General features: G+C 65.6%; 12 protein-coding genes and 2 pseudogenes. 7 read left to right on the plus strand and 7 right to left on the minus strand.

The annotated features are described in order from the left end of the window. Nucleotides 1–114: 114 nt before the first annotated feature. Entirely contained in the window at nucleotides 115–2922 is a 2808-nt protein-coding gene (locus OHB12_RS33045) for an AfsR/SARP family transcriptional regulator (protein WP_327113982.1), read from the minus strand. Nucleotides 2923–3029: 107 nt separating this feature from the next. Between OHB12_RS33045 and OHB12_RS33050 the strand changes: the two genes are divergently transcribed. The 4 genes from OHB12_RS33050 (at nucleotide 3030) to OHB12_RS33065 (ending at nucleotide 7534) form a co-directional block, all read left to right on the plus strand. After that, complete coding sequence (locus tag OHB12_RS33050; RefSeq protein WP_327113984.1) at nucleotides 3030–4694, plus strand: PrsW family intramembrane metalloprotease; 1665 nt, start codon at nucleotides 3030–3032, stop codon at nucleotides 4692–4694. Beyond that, complete coding sequence (locus OHB12_RS33055) at nucleotides 4694–5434, plus strand: hypothetical protein (RefSeq protein WP_327113986.1); 741 nt, start codon at nucleotides 4694–4696, stop codon at nucleotides 5432–5434. The genes OHB12_RS33050 and OHB12_RS33055 overlap by 1 nt, the downstream gene beginning before the upstream one ends. Nucleotides 5435–5442: 8 nt before the next feature. Beyond that, a complete protein-coding gene (locus tag OHB12_RS33060; protein ID WP_327113988.1) occupies nucleotides 5443–6276 on the plus strand; it encodes a hypothetical protein in 834 nt (277 codons plus the stop codon). Between the two features lie 157 nt (nucleotides 6277–6433). Next, nucleotides 6434–7534 carry a hypothetical protein gene (locus OHB12_RS33065; protein ID WP_327113990.1) on the plus strand — a complete coding sequence of 367 codons (1101 nt, stop codon included), beginning with the start codon at nucleotides 6434–6436 and terminating at the stop codon, nucleotides 7532–7534. A 702-nt stretch (nucleotides 7535–8236) separates the two neighbouring features. On the opposite strand, the gene OHB12_RS33070 is transcribed toward OHB12_RS33065, so the two are convergent. Further along, on the minus strand, nucleotides 8237–9232 hold the full coding sequence (locus OHB12_RS33070; protein WP_327121808.1) for a hypothetical protein: 996 nt from the start codon (nucleotides 9230–9232) through the stop codon (nucleotides 8237–8239). A 35-nt stretch (nucleotides 9233–9267) separates the two neighbouring features. Between OHB12_RS33070 and OHB12_RS33075 the strand changes: the two are divergent. After that, nucleotides 9268–9742 (plus strand): annotated as a pseudogene (locus OHB12_RS33075) (recombinase family protein). Nucleotides 9743–10414: 672 nt separating this feature from the next. Here the strand turns inward: OHB12_RS33075 and OHB12_RS33080 are convergent. Continuing rightward, complete coding sequence (locus OHB12_RS33080; protein WP_327113992.1) at nucleotides 10415–11581, minus strand: hypothetical protein; 1167 nt, start codon at nucleotides 11579–11581, stop codon at nucleotides 10415–10417. Beyond that, complete coding sequence (locus OHB12_RS33085) at nucleotides 11578–12000, minus strand: hypothetical protein (RefSeq protein WP_327113994.1); 423 nt, start codon at nucleotides 11998–12000, stop codon at nucleotides 11578–11580. Before OHB12_RS33085 ends, OHB12_RS33080 begins: the two co-directional genes overlap by 4 nt. Before the next feature lie 308 nt (nucleotides 12001–12308). Here OHB12_RS33085 and OHB12_RS33090 point away from each other — a divergent pair, with 308 nt between their 5' ends. Further along, nucleotides 12309–12848, plus strand: coding sequence for a hypothetical protein (locus tag OHB12_RS33090; RefSeq protein WP_327113996.1), 540 nt, complete (start codon nucleotides 12309–12311; stop codon nucleotides 12846–12848). Between the two features lie 572 nt (nucleotides 12849–13420). Beyond that, nucleotides 13421–14740, plus strand: a complete 1320-nt coding sequence (locus OHB12_RS33095; protein ID WP_327121701.1) for an ISAs1 family transposase — start codon at nucleotides 13421–13423, stop codon at nucleotides 14738–14740. An 803-nt stretch (nucleotides 14741–15543) separates the two neighbouring features. Here the strand turns inward: OHB12_RS33095 and OHB12_RS33100 are convergent. The 3 genes and pseudogenes from OHB12_RS33100 to OHB12_RS36540 all read right to left on the minus strand — a co-directional run. Then, complete coding sequence (locus OHB12_RS33100) at nucleotides 15544–16923, minus strand: IS1380 family transposase (RefSeq protein ID WP_327113998.1); 1380 nt, start codon at nucleotides 16921–16923, stop codon at nucleotides 15544–15546. Between the two features lie 118 nt (nucleotides 16924–17041). Then, the gene (locus OHB12_RS36535; protein WP_442799904.1) at nucleotides 17042–17356 is read right to left on the minus strand and encodes a transposase; all 315 of its coding nucleotides are present in this window, start codon (nucleotides 17354–17356) and stop codon (nucleotides 17042–17044) included. 16 nt (nucleotides 17357–17372) lie between these two features. Continuing rightward, nucleotides 17373–18077 (minus strand): annotated as a pseudogene (locus OHB12_RS36540) (IS630 family transposase); the annotation flags it as partial. Between the last annotated feature and the right edge of the window lie 39 nt (nucleotides 18078–18116).

An 18116-nucleotide genomic window follows, 5' to 3' on the forward strand; every position in this document is an offset into this window, starting at 1 on the left:
GGCACCGCCGTGTTCCAACTCGCCACCGAGATCCCGGCAGCGATCCTGGCCCGCACCCTCGGCATCCACATCGACGTCGGCCACCTTCGAGATCAAGTAAGTTCGGTCTATCGACTACCGGCCCACGCTGGCGTTGAGGAGCTTCGATTCGATCTCGACGGCGTCAGGGTGGGCCAGCGGTTCGAGGACATCGAGTGCTTGGGTCCACGCTTCGAACGCTCCAGAATGGTCACCCGCCGCCTGCAATGCATCGCCGAGGTGGTCGAGGCTCTTCGCCTCCAAATAAGGGCTACCCAGTTCGCGGAACAGGACGAGTGAGTCGCGGTAGCACCGCGCGGCCTCGGTGTACTGGCCGAGATTGTGGTGTGCACGCGCGAGGCAGTGGAGGTTGTGGGCGGTGCCGTCTCGGTCTCCGATCCCGTCCAGTAGTGGTTTCGCCTCGATGCAGTGGGCGAGGGCTTGCGCGTGGTGGCCTGCTTTGCCGTAGCACCAGCCGATGGCGGTGAGTGTGAACGCCTCCCAAACGTGGTTGCCCGCCTCGCGACACAGCCGCAGCGCGTCGCGGGCGTGCAGCAGTGCCCTCGTGTGGCACTGGCACAGGTCGTAGGCCGAGCTGAGGGAGAAATGAGTGATGGCCATACCGGTGGTGTCGCCGAGGCGCGCGTAGCGGTCAAGGGCGCATTGCAGGTGCTCGAGAGCGTCGTCCTGGTTGCCCAACAGGATTTCGGCTCTGCCGAGGAGGAGGTGGCAAGAGGCCCGGGCGTCGTCGTCGCCTAGGCGGTCGGCGGCTGCGAGTGCCGTGCGCTGCGACTCGGCGCGGTGCGCCAAATATCCTCGCCTGCTCAGGTACGTGCTGTGCACCCAGGGCAACTGCCATGCGTGCACGTCCAGGCCTGCGCGGACTGCGTCTGCCGTCGCGGCCAGCAGCGTGTCGTGCTCCGCGGTGAGCCATTCCATGGCCTGGTGGTAGTCGGTGATGGGTAGGTGCGGGATGTGGCCCTGTGCTGCGGTGGGTTTGATCGGTGGCCAGTGCGGTGCCAGATGCCGTTCGGCGGCGAACCCGGTGTGCAGGTAGAAGTCGAGGCATCGTCGCAGTGCCGTTCGCCGGTCGTGCTCGGTGTCCTCCAGCTCGGCCAGTTCCGCCGCGTACGCGCGGAGCAGGTCGTGCGAGCGGAAGCGGCCGGGGCGGTGCTCGTCCACGAGGTGCGTCCGCGTCAGCTCGTTCAGCAGCGCGCGGGTGTGCGACAGGTCGATCCCGGCAAGCGAAGCCGCGGCGAACCGGTCCGAGTCGGGGCCGGGATGCAGGCTCAACAGCCGGAACAGCCGGGCCGCTTCGGGACTCAGCGTGCGATAGGACCAGGAGAACACCGCTCGCACGCCCGACGTCGTGCCGTCCGTCTCCAGCGCGTCCAGCCGCGCTCGCTCGTCGCGCAGTTCGCCGGCGAGCGCGCTCAGCGGGAACGCCGGGTTGCTCACCGCGCGGCCCGCCACCACCGCCAGGGCCAATGGAAGTCGGGCGGAGTGCGCGACGAGCCGCGCCACCGCGTCGGGTTCGGCGGCAACCCGGTCGGGTCCCAGTCGCCTGGTGAGAAGCGACACGGCCTCGGTCTCGTCGAGCACGGTCAGGGGAACGGGCACCGCGCCCTCGTGGGCGACCAAGCCGGAAGACCGGTCCCGACTGGTGATCACCGTGAGGCAGTTCGCGTCGCCGGGGAGCAGAGGTCTGACCTGTTCGGCGTCGTAGGCGTTGTCCAGCACCGCCAGCACTCGTCGGCCGGCCAGCAGGCTGCGGTACAGCGCGGCCCGCGCGTCCAGACCGGCCGGGATCTGCTCTGGCTGCACGCCGAGTGCTTCCAGAAAACCTTGCAGCACATTCGTTGGAGGCAGTGGGCTGCCCACTCGGTCGAATCCGCGCAGGTTCACGTAGAGCTGTCCGTCCGGGAACCTCTCGGCCTCGCGATGCGCCCAGTGCAGCACCAACGACGTCTTGCCCGCCCCGCCCGTCCCCGTCACCACGACGATGCCCGCGGCGGCGTTCAGTGCGTCCTGGAGCAAACCGAGTTCGCGGGTACGGGAGACGAACCACGGTGACGGTGCCGGTAACTGCCGCGGCACCGGCTCCGAGACCTCGACCGTTCGCCGCTCGGCGGGAGGACGCGGTACCTCCGAGGCGAGCATCTGCTGGTGCAGACGTCGCAGTTGATCGCCGGGTTCGACGCCGATCTCCGCCACGAGCTGGGTACGGAACGTGCGGTACCGCGTCAACGCCTCCGTCCGGCGCCCGCATCGGTACAGGGCGAGCATGTGCTGACCGGCGAGCCGCTCGTCGAACGGGTTCGCCGCCGTCGCGGTCGTCAGCTCGGTCAGCAGTTCGGTGTGCAGCCCGAGGTTCAGTGCCACGTCGTGACGCTGAACCTCGGCGGTGAACCGCTCTTCCCGCAGTTGGTCGCGCACCGACGCCAGCCACGGGCTGTCCAGCCGGTCGAACGGCACGCCGCGCCACATCCGAAGGGCGCGGTCGAACAGGGCCAGCGCTCGCCATCCTTCCGCCGCTTCGCGAGCCTGTCCGAGGAGGCTGTGGAACAGGTGCAGGTCGACGGTTTCGGTGTCGATGTGCAGCACATACCCGCCGCCCCTGCGAGCGATGTCGAATCCTGCGACGTCGTCCTTCAGCACGGCCCTGAGCCGAGACAGGTAGCTATAGAGCGTGTGCCGGGCTCGTACGGGGGGATGCTCACCCCAGACTCGGTCGACGAGCTGGTCGGCGGTCACGATCCGGCCTGCCTCGACGAGCAGGATAGCGAGCACGGTCCGCCGACGGGCGTGCCCGATGTCCAGATCCCGTCCGTCGACCTGAACGCGGACGTCGCCGAGCACGGCGAACTCAACCCCCACAGTGACTCCGTTCAGTACCCGTCTCATCTGCTGATTCAAGGTTAGTGCAAGGTACGTACAGGCCTCATCACCCAAAGTAGTAGTCCCGAGGCCGGCGCTCGTGCCGGCTCGAGCACAACGCACTGGGGGTAACGGTGACCCGGGAAATCATGGGTGATTCCAGCGGTGGGAAAGGGCTGGGATACGAACCCGATCCGCACCGACGGACCATAGCGACCTGCGCGGTAATCGGTGGCGTCCTCGCGCTGGTGCCGCTCCTGCTCTTTCTGACCAAGCCGACAATGGAGATTCCGGCCGGCGGGTTCTCCGGCGGTTTCGGGGTCTCAGGGGCCGAGGCGTCCCGGTCGTTCTCCGTCGGATCCCTGTTCGTCTTCCGGCTCCTGATGCTCTTCGTCCTGTATCGGGCCGTGCGCCGTCGTTGGTTGGCCGCCCCCGCCGCACCGGTGACTCGCACGCTGGTGGTCATGGCGTCGGTGCTGGCCGCACTGTCCGTCCTCCATCTGCTCGTGGCGGCCGTGCAGCTCGTCCAGCCGGAGTACCGAGTGCCGGAAATGGCCGCCGCGAGCATGAACGCCGGCACCAGTGCGCAGCTGTGGGCGTGCATGATCCTTGGCGGCGACCGACTCCTTCGCACCCGTGCCGCCGACGACGAGCGGCTCCGGCGTCGGGACCGGAACAGTCAGCTGTTGCTGGCATTCGTCTGTACCCTGCCGTCGATCGCGGTCCTGATCAAGCTGATCCACGGGATGGTCCAGAGCGGGGCGGATCTGGCATCCGCCGTACTGCTTTCGCTGCCCACGACGGCGATCGCGCTCTGGGCCGTGCACCGAATGCAACGCTATCGGCGGATGCCGTTCCGGATTCTGCTCGCCGGGTTCGGCTGGGGCGCGGTGGTGGCCACCGGACTCGGCCTGGCGCTGCCGCTCCTGTACGACTCGCTGAGCTACCAATTGCTGGGCTACAACAGGTTCGTCGCGATCATCGACGGCTTCAAGGCGCCCGTCGTCGAGGAGCTGGTCAAGGCTGTCGGCGTGCTGCTGATCGCCGTCGTGGCGCGGCGGTGGGTCACCGACCTGGTGTCCGGTCTCGTCGCCGGTGCCGGTGTCGGTCTGGGGTTCAACTTCGTCGAGTCGATGTTCTACATGGCGGCCCCCAGCATGGGTGGCGCCCTGTACCAGCACTGGGTTCGGCAGGTGGTCGGGATCATGTTGATGCACGTAGCGTTTTCTGCGCTGGGCGGCGCGGCGATCGGCGCCGCCCGGCAGGTGCGGAACCCGAGGACACGGCTCGCCGTGATCGGCTGCGGGTTGCTGACCGCGATCTGCGGCCACTACCTGTACAACAGCCTGATCTCGTTGCTGCCGCTGATGTTTCGAGTCAGTGAGCCGGTGTTCGCCATGGTCGTGTTGCCACTACTGGTTCTGCTGCTCCTCGGCCCGTTCCTCTTGATGTACCTGTTGCTGCTGCGCCGAGGCCTGCGCTATCAGAGCGCCGCGCTCGCCGTCGAACTCCGGCACGAGGCGAACAGCGGGTACGACGCGGTCACCGCCGCCGAGCTGCCGGTGCTGCTCAACCCCGCCCGCAGGTTTCGCACCCGCGTCGACGCCTTCCGGCGCGGTGGTCTGCGTGCCTATCGTCGGCTGTCCCGTCTGTACCAGGCCCAGCTCGACCTTGGCATGTGCCACTGGCACCAGGCACGTCAGGACCCCGACCGGGCGGACGTGGACCTCGCACTGCGGCGGCGGCGCGTCCAGGACCTCAAGACCGGTCTCGAAGTCCGCACAGATCGGGGTTGTTGATGCGTAACATGTTCGGACGGGCCGTCATCCTCGTGACCACCATTCTCACCGCGCTGCTACTTACCCCGGCGACAGCGGTCGCCCAGTGCACCAGCGGTCTGGTCAACACCCTGGGCGGCCCGGGAGACGATGGCTGCGGCGGTATCTACCCGGCCATCGGCTCAGCGGCCGCGGTGGCCGCCGCCCTCGGCGCAGCCGCGCTCCACGCCGCGGTCAGCTATGCACGGGGTCAGGTGGATGGCGGCCAAGAGTTGCGCGTCAACCACTTCAATGGCGAATTCATAAAAGGCGACGTGCGTGGTGATGTGTTCATGAAGGGCGGGACCATCGAGGGCAATGTGTACGGCAATGTGGTCATGTGGGAGGGCGCGACAATCACAGGCGATGTTTACGGCGACGTCGTCCAGATCGGCCCGGCGAATTCGATTAATGGTGATGTCGGCCAGATCGGCTCGGCCGGCGCGAATTCGATTAATGGTGATGTCGGCCAGATCAGCTCGGCCGGCGCGAATTCGATTGGCGGTAGCGTCCAAGGCAAGGTAGTCCAAGCAGGACGTATCTCGGGCCCGATCACAATCGGCGGTCGTACGATCATTGGCGATGTTTACGGCGACGTCGTCCGGATTGGCCCCGTCGCGAATTCGATTGGCGGTAGCGTCCAAGGCAAGGTAGTCCAAGCAAGACGTATCTCGGGCCCGATCACAATCGACGGCCGCACGATCATTTCACCGGTCGGGTGAATGGGTCTATGGAGCGCGAACTCTATGTCACGGACCTCGGGAAGCTGCTTGGCGGCTGGACGGTCAACGTGGTCGGCACCGAACTCAGTGAGCACAGCCGGCTGCTGTGCGCCCATGGCTCCCGCAGTTCCCGTTCCTCTTCGGACAGGGTCGTCAGGGCCGGCCCCGAGGATCACGACCGGTGGTGCTCGGCGACGGACCGGCTGCTGGTCGAGATCCGCGCCCTGCAGGAGCGCGAGGAAGCCGCCAGTCTCCACCTGCGTGCGCCGTTCCGGGGCGGCCTGCGGTGGCGGATCAGGTACGCGCGGCGGAACTGGTTGCTGCGCACGGGATATGACGAGGCGAGCGCGCAGCTGCGATCGGACTTCGGCACCGCGCTCGCGGCCTACCGGAAGAGCACCGGTGACCTCCCCGAGTACCTGGAGGAATTCGACAAACGGGAGAAGGAACGCAAACGGCGCGAGGAGGAACAGGCCAGGCAGAAGCGAACCGAGGCCATCGCCGACGCGTCCGGCACGGTGTGGTCCTACGAGATCAGCAAGTATTCAGGCGGGCGCAGCTTCTGGATTTACCTGAGGAATCTGGACGACGGGGGCAGCGGCGAGCACACGGCGCAGGAGGTCCACGCCGCATTGACCGCGGAGCGGGCGGAACACCGATACACCCGCGTGCGCTGGGGGCAGGAGACCGAGCGCGCGTTGGAAGAGAAATACAAGACCGTGGTATCCGGGTGGGCGCGGCTCACCGGCGAAATCATCATCCCGGACCCATACGACCCGAAAAAGCCGCCGATCTGGTCGAAGTACCACGGCGGGCCGACCAGTAACTACGGCAGTTTCTGACACAAAATCCACCAGGGTCGCGGTTTCATGGCTTCCGCTCTGCGCGAAGCGTCTCGCCGAAACTCTGCGGAAACCTTGAAATCCCAGTTCAGCGCCCCGGGACTGGCGTCCGTCAAACCGACAGAATGTATTCACGTGCAATGAAGGGGAAATTCTGGTGAACCGCACGAAAATAGGCAAACATATCTTGGCGCGGACGCCGTACAACCAAATAGTCGCGGCGGTCTCGATCGCCTTGTTCATCACGGTGTTCGTGCTGGCGGGGTGGATCGGCCTGCTCGTCGTCTTCGTGCTGTGGCTGGCGGCACTGTTGTACGCGGGATACGCCTTCACGCGCCGGGAGTTCGCCGAGGCGGCGCGAATGCGCGACGAGGACCGACGTGCCCACGAGGACCTGATCGCCCGGCGCCGGAGGCTGGGCCAGCACATGGACATGACCTATGAGGAGCGCTCGCCCTCACTGGCCGCCCGATTCGGGCGCGTCGACCAGAACGTCGTGGAGAACGGGGACCCGAGGCATACGGCCAGAGCACGGCACGCGGCAGAGCTCGTCGCCGAGGGCGTGCTGCGCATGCCAAGCGGCGGCTTCCCGGTCACCGTCTTCGACCTCGAGGTGGTCAACGAGTTCGACCTCGGCAACCTCGCCAGGATGGGCAGGGCCGACCAGGCTGTCGAGTCCGCGAAGTGTTATCTGACCGTGTGTGCCGTGACACTGCCGTACCCCCTGCCTTACCTGTCCTCGCTAGCCGCCTGGAACACCGGGCTGGTCGAGGAGATCGCCCCGGTGGTGGACGTCGGTGCTCCCGGGGAGTTGCGGCACACCGACGATCCCAGGTTCGCCGCCCTCTTGCTGTCCGTCCCGGAGGTGCTGCGAGCAGCGCACAACCTGAACCTGCTCTGGACGGTCAGTGGAGACCAGCTGGTCACGGCGACGATGACCAGCACCGGGATTACCCCGGAGAGCGCACTGCGGCGTGCCACCGACCTGGCCGCATTGGCCGGCGCCTTTCCCTGGGGCCGGCTGGAACCCTACCGGCGGGACACCGCGGGCATGCCGGTGCCGTGGCAGCTGCACCGCAGCCCGTTCCTCGTCCACCAGTGGTGGATGGAGAGCGACCTCCTCGGCCCTGGCGTGCTGCGTTGGGCACACGGACCGCTTGGCGCCACCGGGATGTACGCCTTCGAGAGCGTCGGAACGGACCTCGGAGAGCCGCGCCAACACCCCGGCGATGGCCTACCCAGATCCAGACGAGGCTGATGCCCAAGCCTATAGCGCAGCGGATACTGCCGGGAGGGCCCGGACGAGGTCGGGCACTGGGAGGTACTTGTGCTCTTCCCGCTGTCACTGGGGCGCGGTCTCGCACCCAACGGCAAATGTGGCAGATCCGCACGCACGTCGTCATCGACCGTCACGATGAGCTTCGGAAACCCCTGTGCCAGTGCATCAGCCACGCTCCGGACCTGCTCGGCGCTGGCTTGGTAGTCCAACCGGAGCGCACCGCATTCGATGTGGATGTGCTGGATACGTCAAGGGGAATCTCTCCGCCCCACCGCGGTTTGGTCGAGCTCAAAACCAACCGGCCAGCCGCGACCAGCGTGTCTTGCGCAGCTGCCTTTCGCGGCCACTGTTTTGCCCGGCAGGCTACATGGATCTGCACGATCTCGTGCGCTTGCGAAACAGTGAACGGCACGCGCGGTGCCCGATGGGCTGCCGGATCACACAGCGCGACAGCCTGGTATATAGCAAGGGAATACATGGCCGGAGACCTTCTGGTTAGGCGAATTCGGTCAAGGTCCAGCCTGTGTTTCGGGCCGCGGAGGCGCTATACCGACCGGTCGCTGACCGCTATGCGCCCGGTGTATAGCCCGTCAGTCGCCAGAGGATTAGGCTCGGGTCGCTTCACACGCATGACATAAAAGGCCAGGTCGGCGGTATAAATGCACGGAAGGAATTCCCGTTTCAGCATGACGACAACTGAGTCCGATCAGCAGACCAAGCCGCAGCGGCACGGACCCGGGTCTGCGGGCCGAGGGTTTCCAGGCCTACCGACAATCGCCGTGCCGCCCCTTGCGTACCGAATACCTGGTGTTGCAGGGGAGATGCCATGACGGACTCGAGTTCCTCGTCATCGTCTGGCAGAAAACCCATGTCGGAGTGCTCGCGCAGCATCTTCACATACGCTTCGACACGATCTGCTTCCGCTCTCGACAGGCGCGGTCCGCGGCCCATGTCGTTGGCTTCCAGCCATGCATACAACCGGTCGAGCGGCGCTGCCTGATCGATTTCTTCGGACCGGCGGATTCTCACGTCACCAGCAGATACGCAATGCATGAGGACTTCACCGTCTCGGGCGACACACCATTGGCTCCGACAACCCGGTTCGTAATCGTCACTGAATTGCTCATACCAGTGAGCGCTTCCGAACCGTATGCTCAATTCCTCCACGCGCTGGTAGGTCTCGTCCTGTATCTCCACGGAGGGTGAGCCCGGTATTCCTCCCAGTGCGTGGTCCCGGTAGAACACCAGCGTCCAGCCGTCCAGCACCGGAGTGATGAACACCTCGGGATAGGGGTATCGCTCGTACAGCCGAGAGTTCTCCGCCCAGATGTCGCCGTCCATGTTCGCCCAATGATCGGCGTTCACGCGCAGTGGCGCTCTCCCCTGCCATGGCGCGAATCCCATGCGCATCGTCACGGGAACCGGGTCGCGCAGGTCGAATGCGTTGATGACCGCGGCTTGATCGGTGGTCGGCAAGGCATACCACGATCCATCCAGGTACTCGGAATTCAGCGGCGGGGGTGTCTCGGCCTTCTGTTTCATCTGGATCAACCGCTGCAACACCCGCAGATCCTCCGCAGGGATGCGATTCCACCCGAACTCGGCAAGCAGCACCAACGCCTGACGCCGCGCAGGGAAGTCTGAGCGCCGCCGCACCGACTCCAACGAACCTGTCACACCGGGACCGAATTCGCAGAGAGCCGACACCGCGAATTCCCGGACCCGGGGAGGACACCGCGCGCCCGCAATTGGGCGAGCTGATCGGGTACGTCCGTGACGGCGACACGGTGATCGTGCACTCGATGGACCGCCTGGCGCGCAACCTCGACGATCTACGGCGGCTGGTGCGCACCCTGACCGGCAAGGGAGTGCGGGTGGAGTTCGTGAAGGAGAACCTGACCTTCACCGGGGAGGACTCGCCGATGGCGAACCTGCTGTTGAGCGTGATGGGTGCCTTCGCCGAGTTCGAGTGTGCGTTGATCTTGGAACGCCAGCGGGAGGGCATTGCCGCAGCCAAGGCCCGCGGCGCGTACACCGGCCGCAGACCCGCCCTCACCCCTGAGCAGGCACAGCAGGTGCGCGCTCGGGCCGGCAGCCGGAGAACGAAAATCCGCGTTGGCCACCGAATTCGGCGTCAGTCGCGAAACCGTCTACAGCTACCTGCGAGCCGAGGCCGCCACAGGCTGAACGGTAACGCCGGCCCGGGGTTCGCTGGGTATTCAGGCACTCGATCTTTGCGCCGATACCGGCGTCGGTTGCCTGGGTGCCGTCGCCTCTTCGGTACCGCACTAGACGCGGTAAAAGTCCCAATTCACCGAGTCGGCATGCGGATCGGGCGACGTGAGCTCGAAGTTCCTTGTCTGGGCGCGGTCGCAGACGCGGGGTGAGTACTTGGTACCGGCCCACTTTCCGTTCCGGTACCAGTCGAAGCGCATTTGCACGCATTTACCGTCCCTATAGCTGTCTGCGACCCAGCCTTTGACGTAAGCGGGATTCCAGCACTTGCTCCCTGCCGAGGTTCCCCACCAAGGGCTGTAGTTCCAGCCTCCGTGGCAATAGGAAGCTTGCCGGTTGTTCTGCATCGTCTGCGCAGTCGCCGAGGCCATGCCTGACACCGCCACCGTCGCGGCCACTGCCAGTGCACCCGCAGCAGTCACAGCACGCCGGACAAACGGTCCACCTGCATTGCCGATACCAGACACAGTCAACCCCTCACGCCAGGATCAGAATCCGTCCTGATGACAGACGGCGATGCGAGGCAAAGAATTCGGCCGTTGCATCAGCAAATTATTCGGAACCGCAGGGGGTTTGGACGGACACCTTCGCCAGCAGTGCCTGATAACCCTAGTTATCTGGCAACTACTCTCCGGCATCGTGACGTGACGAAGAGTGGCCCCCGGCCAGTGCCACCACCCCGCGGCCGATCACTGCGATCCCGAAGCCGATCAGCGCGAGTCCGAACACGTTCTCCCCGTCGAGGGTCCGCGCAGCACCGATGCCGATCGCCGCGATGCCGATGCCGATCGTCGCGATCTCGAACCAGGTCTCTCCGGCACTGATCGTCGCGATACCGCCACTGATCACCGCGAGTCCGACGCCGATCGTCGCGGCCCCGAGAATGACGTCTTCGTCGATGATCCGTGCGGCACCAAGGACGATCATCGCGACGCCCGCGACGATCACCCAGACCCCGACCGAGGTGCCCTCGCCGGCAGTTACTCCGACCCCGCTGCCGATCAGCGCGACGCTGATGCCGATCCCTGCGGCGCCTATGACGATCAGCGCGATCCCTCGCGGGGTGTCCCCGCCGGCAGTTGCTCCGACCCCGCTGCCGATCAGCGCGACGCTGATGCCGAGCATCGCGATGCCGAACGGGGTCTCCCGGCCGACGATCATCGCGACCCCGACGCCGATCCCTGCGACCCCAGCGGCAATGGTCGCGACCGTGAGCAAAGTGACCTCGTCACCGATTGCCACGACCTCGATGCCGATCATCGCGACGCCGATACCGATCATCGCAACGCCCATGTATTGCCATGCTGTGCGGTGTTTGTGGGCGGATTCGATGAGCCGCAGGGTGATGGCGGCTGCGGTGGTCCACAAGATCGCGGGAATCGCAATCTGCAGCGGTGCGGGAATGCCGGGCACTGCGGTGAGGACGGTGAGGCTGGTGGTGTAGGTGACGGCGATGGCCGGTAGCGCGATCCGCTGGACCAGTCGCAGGTAGGTGTCGCGAGCGGCTGTCCATGCCATCCATGCGGCAACAGCTACAGCCGCCGAGATCTTGCCGACCAGTCCCAGCTCCTCGCCGAGGATCGAGACCAGCAACGCCGCCAGCAGCGACGGCGCCAGGTACTTGGCGAAGGCCGTGCGGGCATCCGGGGTGTATCGGTGGACGACGACGTTGGCGTTGCCGACGACGACGACGGTGGTGTTGTCGATCCCCTCGACGTTCACCGTTTGGTCGACCATGCCGTCGGGACGGGCTTTATCCAATTGCCGCGCCGGGTCGCGGTCCTCGGTCACGAAGGTGGTGTGATGGTGGCGTCGCGTCCGGCTTGCACGGTGGTGTTGTTCTTGCCTTTGACGGCCGAGGTCTGGGTGATGGCGGCGATGGCGCTCTGGTCCCCGGCGCTCAACATCGGTGTGAGGTCCTCGCGCAGCAATCGCTCGAGTTCCCCGCGCAGACCGGGGTTCTCCGCGACCAATCGGTGCAACCGCAGCCGCCATACCCCCGCCAAAGCGTCCTCGGTGGCAGAGTCGCCGCCATTGCGGGCGGCGACCGCGTCGACACGAAGCTGGCCGAGCTCGAGGCCCACCCGATCGGCGTGATCCGGACGCACCCGCCGCCACCAGCCCACCACAACATCCTTGGCCCTGGCCCAGGCGTCGGTGGTCATCAAGTTCACCAACGCAGTCCCGGCAGCCATCACGATCGGATCCACTATCCCACCTCGAAATCCCTTGGCGGCCAGCACCGCCGAACCAAACCAATGCTAGGGCCAACCACTACGGCTGGCACCACTAATCACTATCGTCACCTCGGGCCTGTGAAGCGCGGCCGATACCAGTATCGACCCCTACCGGCTGCTCAACACGTTTCTTGCACAGCGCGAGCCCGTTGAGGACCTGCCGTTCCCGCCCGAACGGCCGAGTGTCCGAGAACCGATCGATTCTCAACAGCCAACCTCGCGAATGATATCGGTTGCGCATGAGATCGTTGGGATCGAAAGCTCGACGAGGAGGACCAGCAGTGGCCAAGGGGTTCAAGATCAACCGCGAGGGCATCCGGCGGATGACACGCGAAATCGAGAAGGAGTTCGCGAAGAACCCGGTGCGCGTCCCGCTGGAAGCGGACCCTGATGGTATCTACCCGCCTGCGGCTACCGTCACGAACTACAACGGACCTGTGGTCACGGTGACTGGGGACCACGCTCAGCTCGCCTGGAACAACGACACGGTGAACCAGGGGCAGGCCCGCCGCGACGAAATCGCCCCAGGCTATGAACGGCTGGCGGCGACTCTCGCCAACCTGCTCGCAGAGCTGGCCCGGCTCCCGCTCAACGCCGAGGATTCTGCCGAGGTCCGCGGACAAGCGGAGGCAGTGCTCGCCGAAGTCGTCAACGAAGAGCCGAACCCGGGCATCGTCAAGCGCGGCCTGACGATGATCAAGGGGCTACTCTCGCCGATTGCCGCCGGCATCACTCAGGCCGCGACCACGGCGGCCACCGAAGAAGGTTCGGAACTCGCCCGCGACTTCATCCACTCGCTTGGCGAAGCTGCCCCCTTCTGAAATGGGGCACCGGACTGCGGCGCCTACCCCGCCCGCACTGCTGAGCAGGTGGCCCAGCTGCGCGCCTGAGCGGCCAGCGGCGAAGCGGCGCCGCCACGGCCTGAGCTGCTGATTGTCCGGTTTTGAACACGAAGATGTTCTCCGGACTACTGAGATCGCGGTCGGCGGAGTGACCTTCGTGTCCTTTGTTCGAACTCACTGCTGATTGATGACGGGGTGTTCGGACAACCGCGCCTGCCCGACGGGCTCTTCGGAGGTTTCACGGCGTTGACCGCCAGGTCCGCGCACTTCGCGTCGGTTCTCGGCGGTCAGCGCCGACTCGAACAGCGGCGGACTACAGATTTTCTGATCCGTGGTCGGGAATCCCCGTAACCTGCCGGTCAACAGTCGGTGGCCGAGTCGAGTGCGGCTCGAAACTGCTGTGGTTCTATACCGGCTTGATGTTGGCGGCTTGCGGGCCATTGGGGCCGTTCTTGACCTCGAACATGACCCAGGGTGCCGTCAAAGTCTGATTTGATGGTGTGACCAGCAGTTATGGTGTGTCGTTGGAGCGGGCACGGCCGGACTCGGTGATGATCTTGGTTACCACACACAGGATCGTCCGAAAGCCGTTGCCGTGCCCGCTTTCTCATCATCGTCTGTTGCTGCCGTCCGGGTCGAGTCGACCCCTGCCACCGCCTCAGCGGCGGTCACTGTCCACGAAGAACCACCGGTTCCCGTCGGGTTGCTGGAAATGCTCGAAGGGGGCCGATCCGCGCAAACCCCGTGGTGTGCGGTATCGGCTGACATCGGTCCTGGCGATCGGGCTGGCCGCGACCGTGGCCGGTGCCCGCTCGTTCGCCGCGATCGCCCAGTGGGCCGCCGACGCACCCGCGCCCGTGCTGGCGCAGCTGGGAGCACAGCATGTGCCCTCGGAGCCGGCGATCCGGCGCGTGCTCGGGCAGGTGCCCGCCGACACCCTCGATGCGGTGATCGGCGCGTGGATGTGGCTGCGTACCAGTGTGATCGATGGGCGACGGGTGATCGCGTTCGACGGCAAAACGCTGCGAGGCGCGAAGGACACGGCCGGGAACCTGACTCATCTGCTGGCTGGGTTGTGCCAGCACACCGGCACCGTCCTCGCGCAACTCGCGGTCGGCGCGAAAACCAACGAAATACCCATGCAGAGAGCACTTCTGGTGACACTCGACATCCTCGGTACGGTGATCACCGCCGACGCCTTCCACTGCCAGCGTGACACCGCTCGAGTGATCACCGACCGCGGCGGCCACTACATCCTGACCGTCAAAGGGAACCAGCCGACGCTGCGCAAGAAGTTGAAAAACATACCCTGGAGCCAGGTTCCGGCCTTACACACCGATCTCGACCACAGCCACGGCCGACAGGTCCGGCGCACTTTCAAGGCCACCGAGATCCGCGCCGGCATCGGCTTCCCCGCCGCCGCACAGGTCTTGAAGATCACCCGCACCCGCACCGTCCGATCCGCCGGGAAACCCACCAGCGAAACCGTCTACGCCATCACCTCGATGACTGTCGCTGACGCCAAACCCCACCAGATAGCCAGATGGTTGCAAGGACATTGGTCGATCGAAAACAAACTCCACTGGGTCCGCGACTGGCCGCTGCCAAGCCGCCATCGAAGCGATCGATCAGGCCGGCCGTATCCCGGCTACCGGTCGTTGCGGACCTTCAGATCCTGCCAAGATCTTGACGCAAGACAGCACTCGGTTGCACCCCTGCTCGCGGGCGTGGACGGCGGGGCCGACGTCGAGACGCACCTGGTCATGCCGCGTCCTGTTCGCCGTGGCTGCGGTGGTCGGTTCCGTTCAACGCGAAGTACCGTACGGCCGCGAACTCGGACTCGGCGGGTAGCGGGGACGCGTTGCCGCTAAAAAGTACCTCTGGAGTTCGTTGGGTTCTTCGGTCCCGGTTCCCTTGCCGGACTGGGGGTCTCCGTGTTTGTGTGGTTCTTGGCCGTTCTGACTCAACTTCAGATACTCTGAGCTGATCGCGCTTTTGATGATGCTCCAGCAGTGAAGTTGAAGGGGCGGTGGGGTTGTCGGTCGTGCGGGATCTCCGCGAGGTGCGTGCGGCGGCGGGCCCGGAGGAGATCGAAGTTTCGTACGCCTAGAGACCGAGTCTCGTTACGGAGAGTGGTTATCATGCGTTTTGTCTCCGCCGTCGCCACCGCTGTATGGATAACCGCCATATGGTTGGCCCTTGTCTCAGCGCCGGCCATGGCAGATACTGCCGCACCCGGCAGCACAGCAACGCCGCTATATTTCCGATTCGGCCCCGAGGGGCTCCACGTCGGGGAATTCGAATGCCGCAGCGGGAAATTCCCATGCGAGCCCAACGAATTCAAATGCGACAACGACAGGTGCGTTCAGAAACAATGGCTCTGCGATGGGGACGATGACTGCGGAGACGGATCCGACGAGCGTAACTGTGAATCGTGAGGGCCACGGCATCGCAGTCCAGCCTGCTAAGACACGTGAGTGTCAGCGGCGAGACTCGGCGCTTAGCCTCGATCTTTCTTGCGGGTGACGTGCTGGCCCGATCGCGTTCGGATTTCGGTTTTTGGCGGGTATCTGGGCTGGTGGGTGTGGCTGGCCGTCCCGTGTCAGCGGGTGGCTGCCGGGTTCCACGGACCCGGTGGTGGTCTTTCTGGTCTCGTGGGGGCGGTTTGTGCTGGTCAGGTCGCTTCGAGGCGGGTCATCGCGGCGAGGAGCAGGCTGGTGGTCGGGGCTGATCGGGGTAGATGCAGCCGGGTTTTGCGGGCGTGGCGGGCGATGCGGCCGGGTAGTGAGAACAGGTGCAGGCGAAGGGTTTTCGGTTCCCATCGGCGGGCGACCTGGCCGGTGAGTGCCAGCATCTGCATCCAGGCGGTCAGATCGAGCGCGAGCGCGACCAGCGCCAGCCAGATCTGGTTGGCCGCAAAGGATTTGAACGGTAGGTTACGCATTCCGGTGTCCTTACCAGCGCGGATACGATCCTCGCAGCGAGCCCGGCGGCGGTGGCGCAGCTCGAGATCGGGGATCTGCCCGCGGCGGGTGTTGGTGACGAACGCGGTCAGCCGCAGCCCGTCGAGGTCGGTGAACCGCAGCTGGGCACCCGGATGCGGCCTTTCTTTCCGCACGACCAGGCGCATCCCCGCTGGCCAGCCGGATAGGTCGACCATGCCGGTGATCTCGGCAACCCACGCGCCGTCACGAACCTTCCCGTCGGCGTCGTAGGCGGGGGTCCACACCTTCTTCGGGACCTTGTTGACCGCGTCGACGAGGGCGTCGGTGAGGGTGAACCCGAGCGAGTACTGCACCCGCCTCGCGTGGCAGTACTTCACGAATTCGTGGGTGCCGCCGCCGGCGTCGGTGCGCACCAGCACTTTTCGACCGACTCGCCACGAGGGACGCCACGGCAGCTGGGCCAGCGCGTCAGCGAGAACCTGTTTGTGGTCGGCGGCGGTGTTGGCGCCGGAGTTCCCGGGCCGCAGCAGCATCACCGCGGGCTCGCCGGTGCCGTCGGGACCGTGGTCGATGAACGCGCACAACGGGTGAAAGCCGTACCCGCGCTTGAAGGTTGGGGCGGCTTTCTCCTTCTCGCTGTGCGCGTCGAGCAGGGTGGCATCCAGATCGATGATCAACGGATTCTCCGCGTCGATCCCGTGATCGGGTGCTGATTCTCCGGCGCGTTTCCACACCGAGGCCCGCGCCGCGGCCCGCGCTGATGCAATGGCGGACAACGCTTTCGGTACGTCCTCGGCGAGGGCGGACACCAACCGCGACACCGTCGGATCCGACGCGACCGGCCCGAACATGGCTGGCTGGGTGCGCAGCAGCGACACATCCGCAGCGCAGTCACCCCCGGCCGCGACCGCGATGGCCAAGTCCAGCACGATCTTGCCCGGATTGTGCGTAGACATCGGTTTGCGCCACGGCGCCAACGCCTGCGACAGGCCCTTGACCAGTCCGATCTTCTCCGCGGTGCGCACCAGTAGCAGCGTTCCCGCCTGCGACACCAGCCCCGACCCATCCCCGTCCGCGGCCAGCCGCGGATACCACGTAGACTCACGCACCGAAAAGGTGTTTCCTTCTTCTGCTGATTCGACTCTCGACAAGCCGAATTGTCGCAGGTCGGAACACCTTTTCACATATCCAGGGTGCCGACAACTCAAATACCGTGAATGGCGCAGGTTAGTGCTGCGTCCTCAAAGGTGATAAACAAACCGGCGGCGTAGGGTCCTGGGTTTCGGGGCGGGTCGGCCCCAGACCCATGGTCGTGCTCGGGCGTTGAGGGCGGTGGTGGCCTGGCCGGGTGGCCTGGTCGATTTCTCGGCTGTCGGTGAAGGTCTGGCCGGCGAGAGCCTCTCGCCGGAAGACCCGCCACCACGCCTCTTGGAGGTTGAGCCAGCACGCCCTGACGGGGATGAAGGCGTGTTTGATCCGGGGGTCCTCGAGCCATGCGCGGGTGGATTTGCTGTTGTGGCTGGACAGGTTGTCGGTTATCACGTAGATGTCGCCGTGGGGGGTTGTCGTGTTCGATCATCTCGAGGAATCTTTGATAGTTGATGCTGTTGCGCGAGGACGCGGTGAGCGTGACGACGTGGCCATCGCGGACGCGGAACGATCCGTAGACCCAGGTCCTGTCCGGGCCTCGTGAGTACTCCAGGGGCGCCTTGATCCTGTGCCCGCCGACCGACCACCCCGGTGCGGGTCCGAAGGTGCGGGGCGAGACCGGACCTAACTCGTCGGCGCAGACGACCGTCGCGCCCTCGGGTGGCTGCGTGTAGAGACCGACGATGTGGGTCCTTTTTGGGACGAAGTACGGGTCCTTGCTCGTCGTCCACGAACGCGGACGGCGCCATCGAACACCCTCTGCCACAAGTATTCTGCGTACCTGACTGCGACCGACGACGATGCCTTCGCCGCGCAGCGCTTCCGTCAACGCGTCCAGTGTCCAGCGCGACCCGGCCGCGTCCTTCTCGGCGCGCAGTTCGCCATCGGGATGCCGTGTCAAACGCCCCAGCGGTGTCGTGGCGACCAAGGTCACGATGCGGCTGCGCTCGGCTTCACTCAGTCGAGGCTTACGCCCTGCCCCAGGGCGATCCCCCAGCCCATCCAGGCCGTGAGAGTTGAACCGGTGCAACCGCTCTCGCACTGTCTGTGGATGGCAGCCCAGCTCGCCAGCGATCTCCGCGGTGGACTTACCGTCCCAACTCGCCGTGATCATCCGAGCCCGCCGGATGCAATCCCCAGGCGCATGCCGAGC

The organism is Nocardia sp. NBC_01730 (assembly GCF_035920445.1).
Taxonomy (GTDB): domain Bacteria; phylum Actinomycetota; class Actinomycetes; order Mycobacteriales; family Mycobacteriaceae; genus Nocardia.

Bases quoted from the DNA above. Each gene is read 5' to 3' on its own strand.
- OHB12_RS33045 (WP_327113982.1), bottom strand. From the start codon at position 2,922: ATGAGACGGGTACTGAACGGAGTCACTGTGGGGGTTGAGTTCGCCGTG.
- OHB12_RS33055 (WP_327113986.1), top strand. From the start codon at position 4,694: ATGCGTAACATGTTCGGACGGGCCGTCATCCTCGTGACCACCATTCTC.
- OHB12_RS33060 (WP_327113988.1), top strand. From the start codon at position 5,443: ATGGAGCGCGAACTCTATGTCACGGACCTCGGGAAGCTGCTTGGCGGC.
- OHB12_RS33095 (WP_327121701.1), top strand. From the start codon at position 13,421: ATGATCTTGGTTACCACACACAGGATCGTCCGAAAGCCGTTGCCGTGC.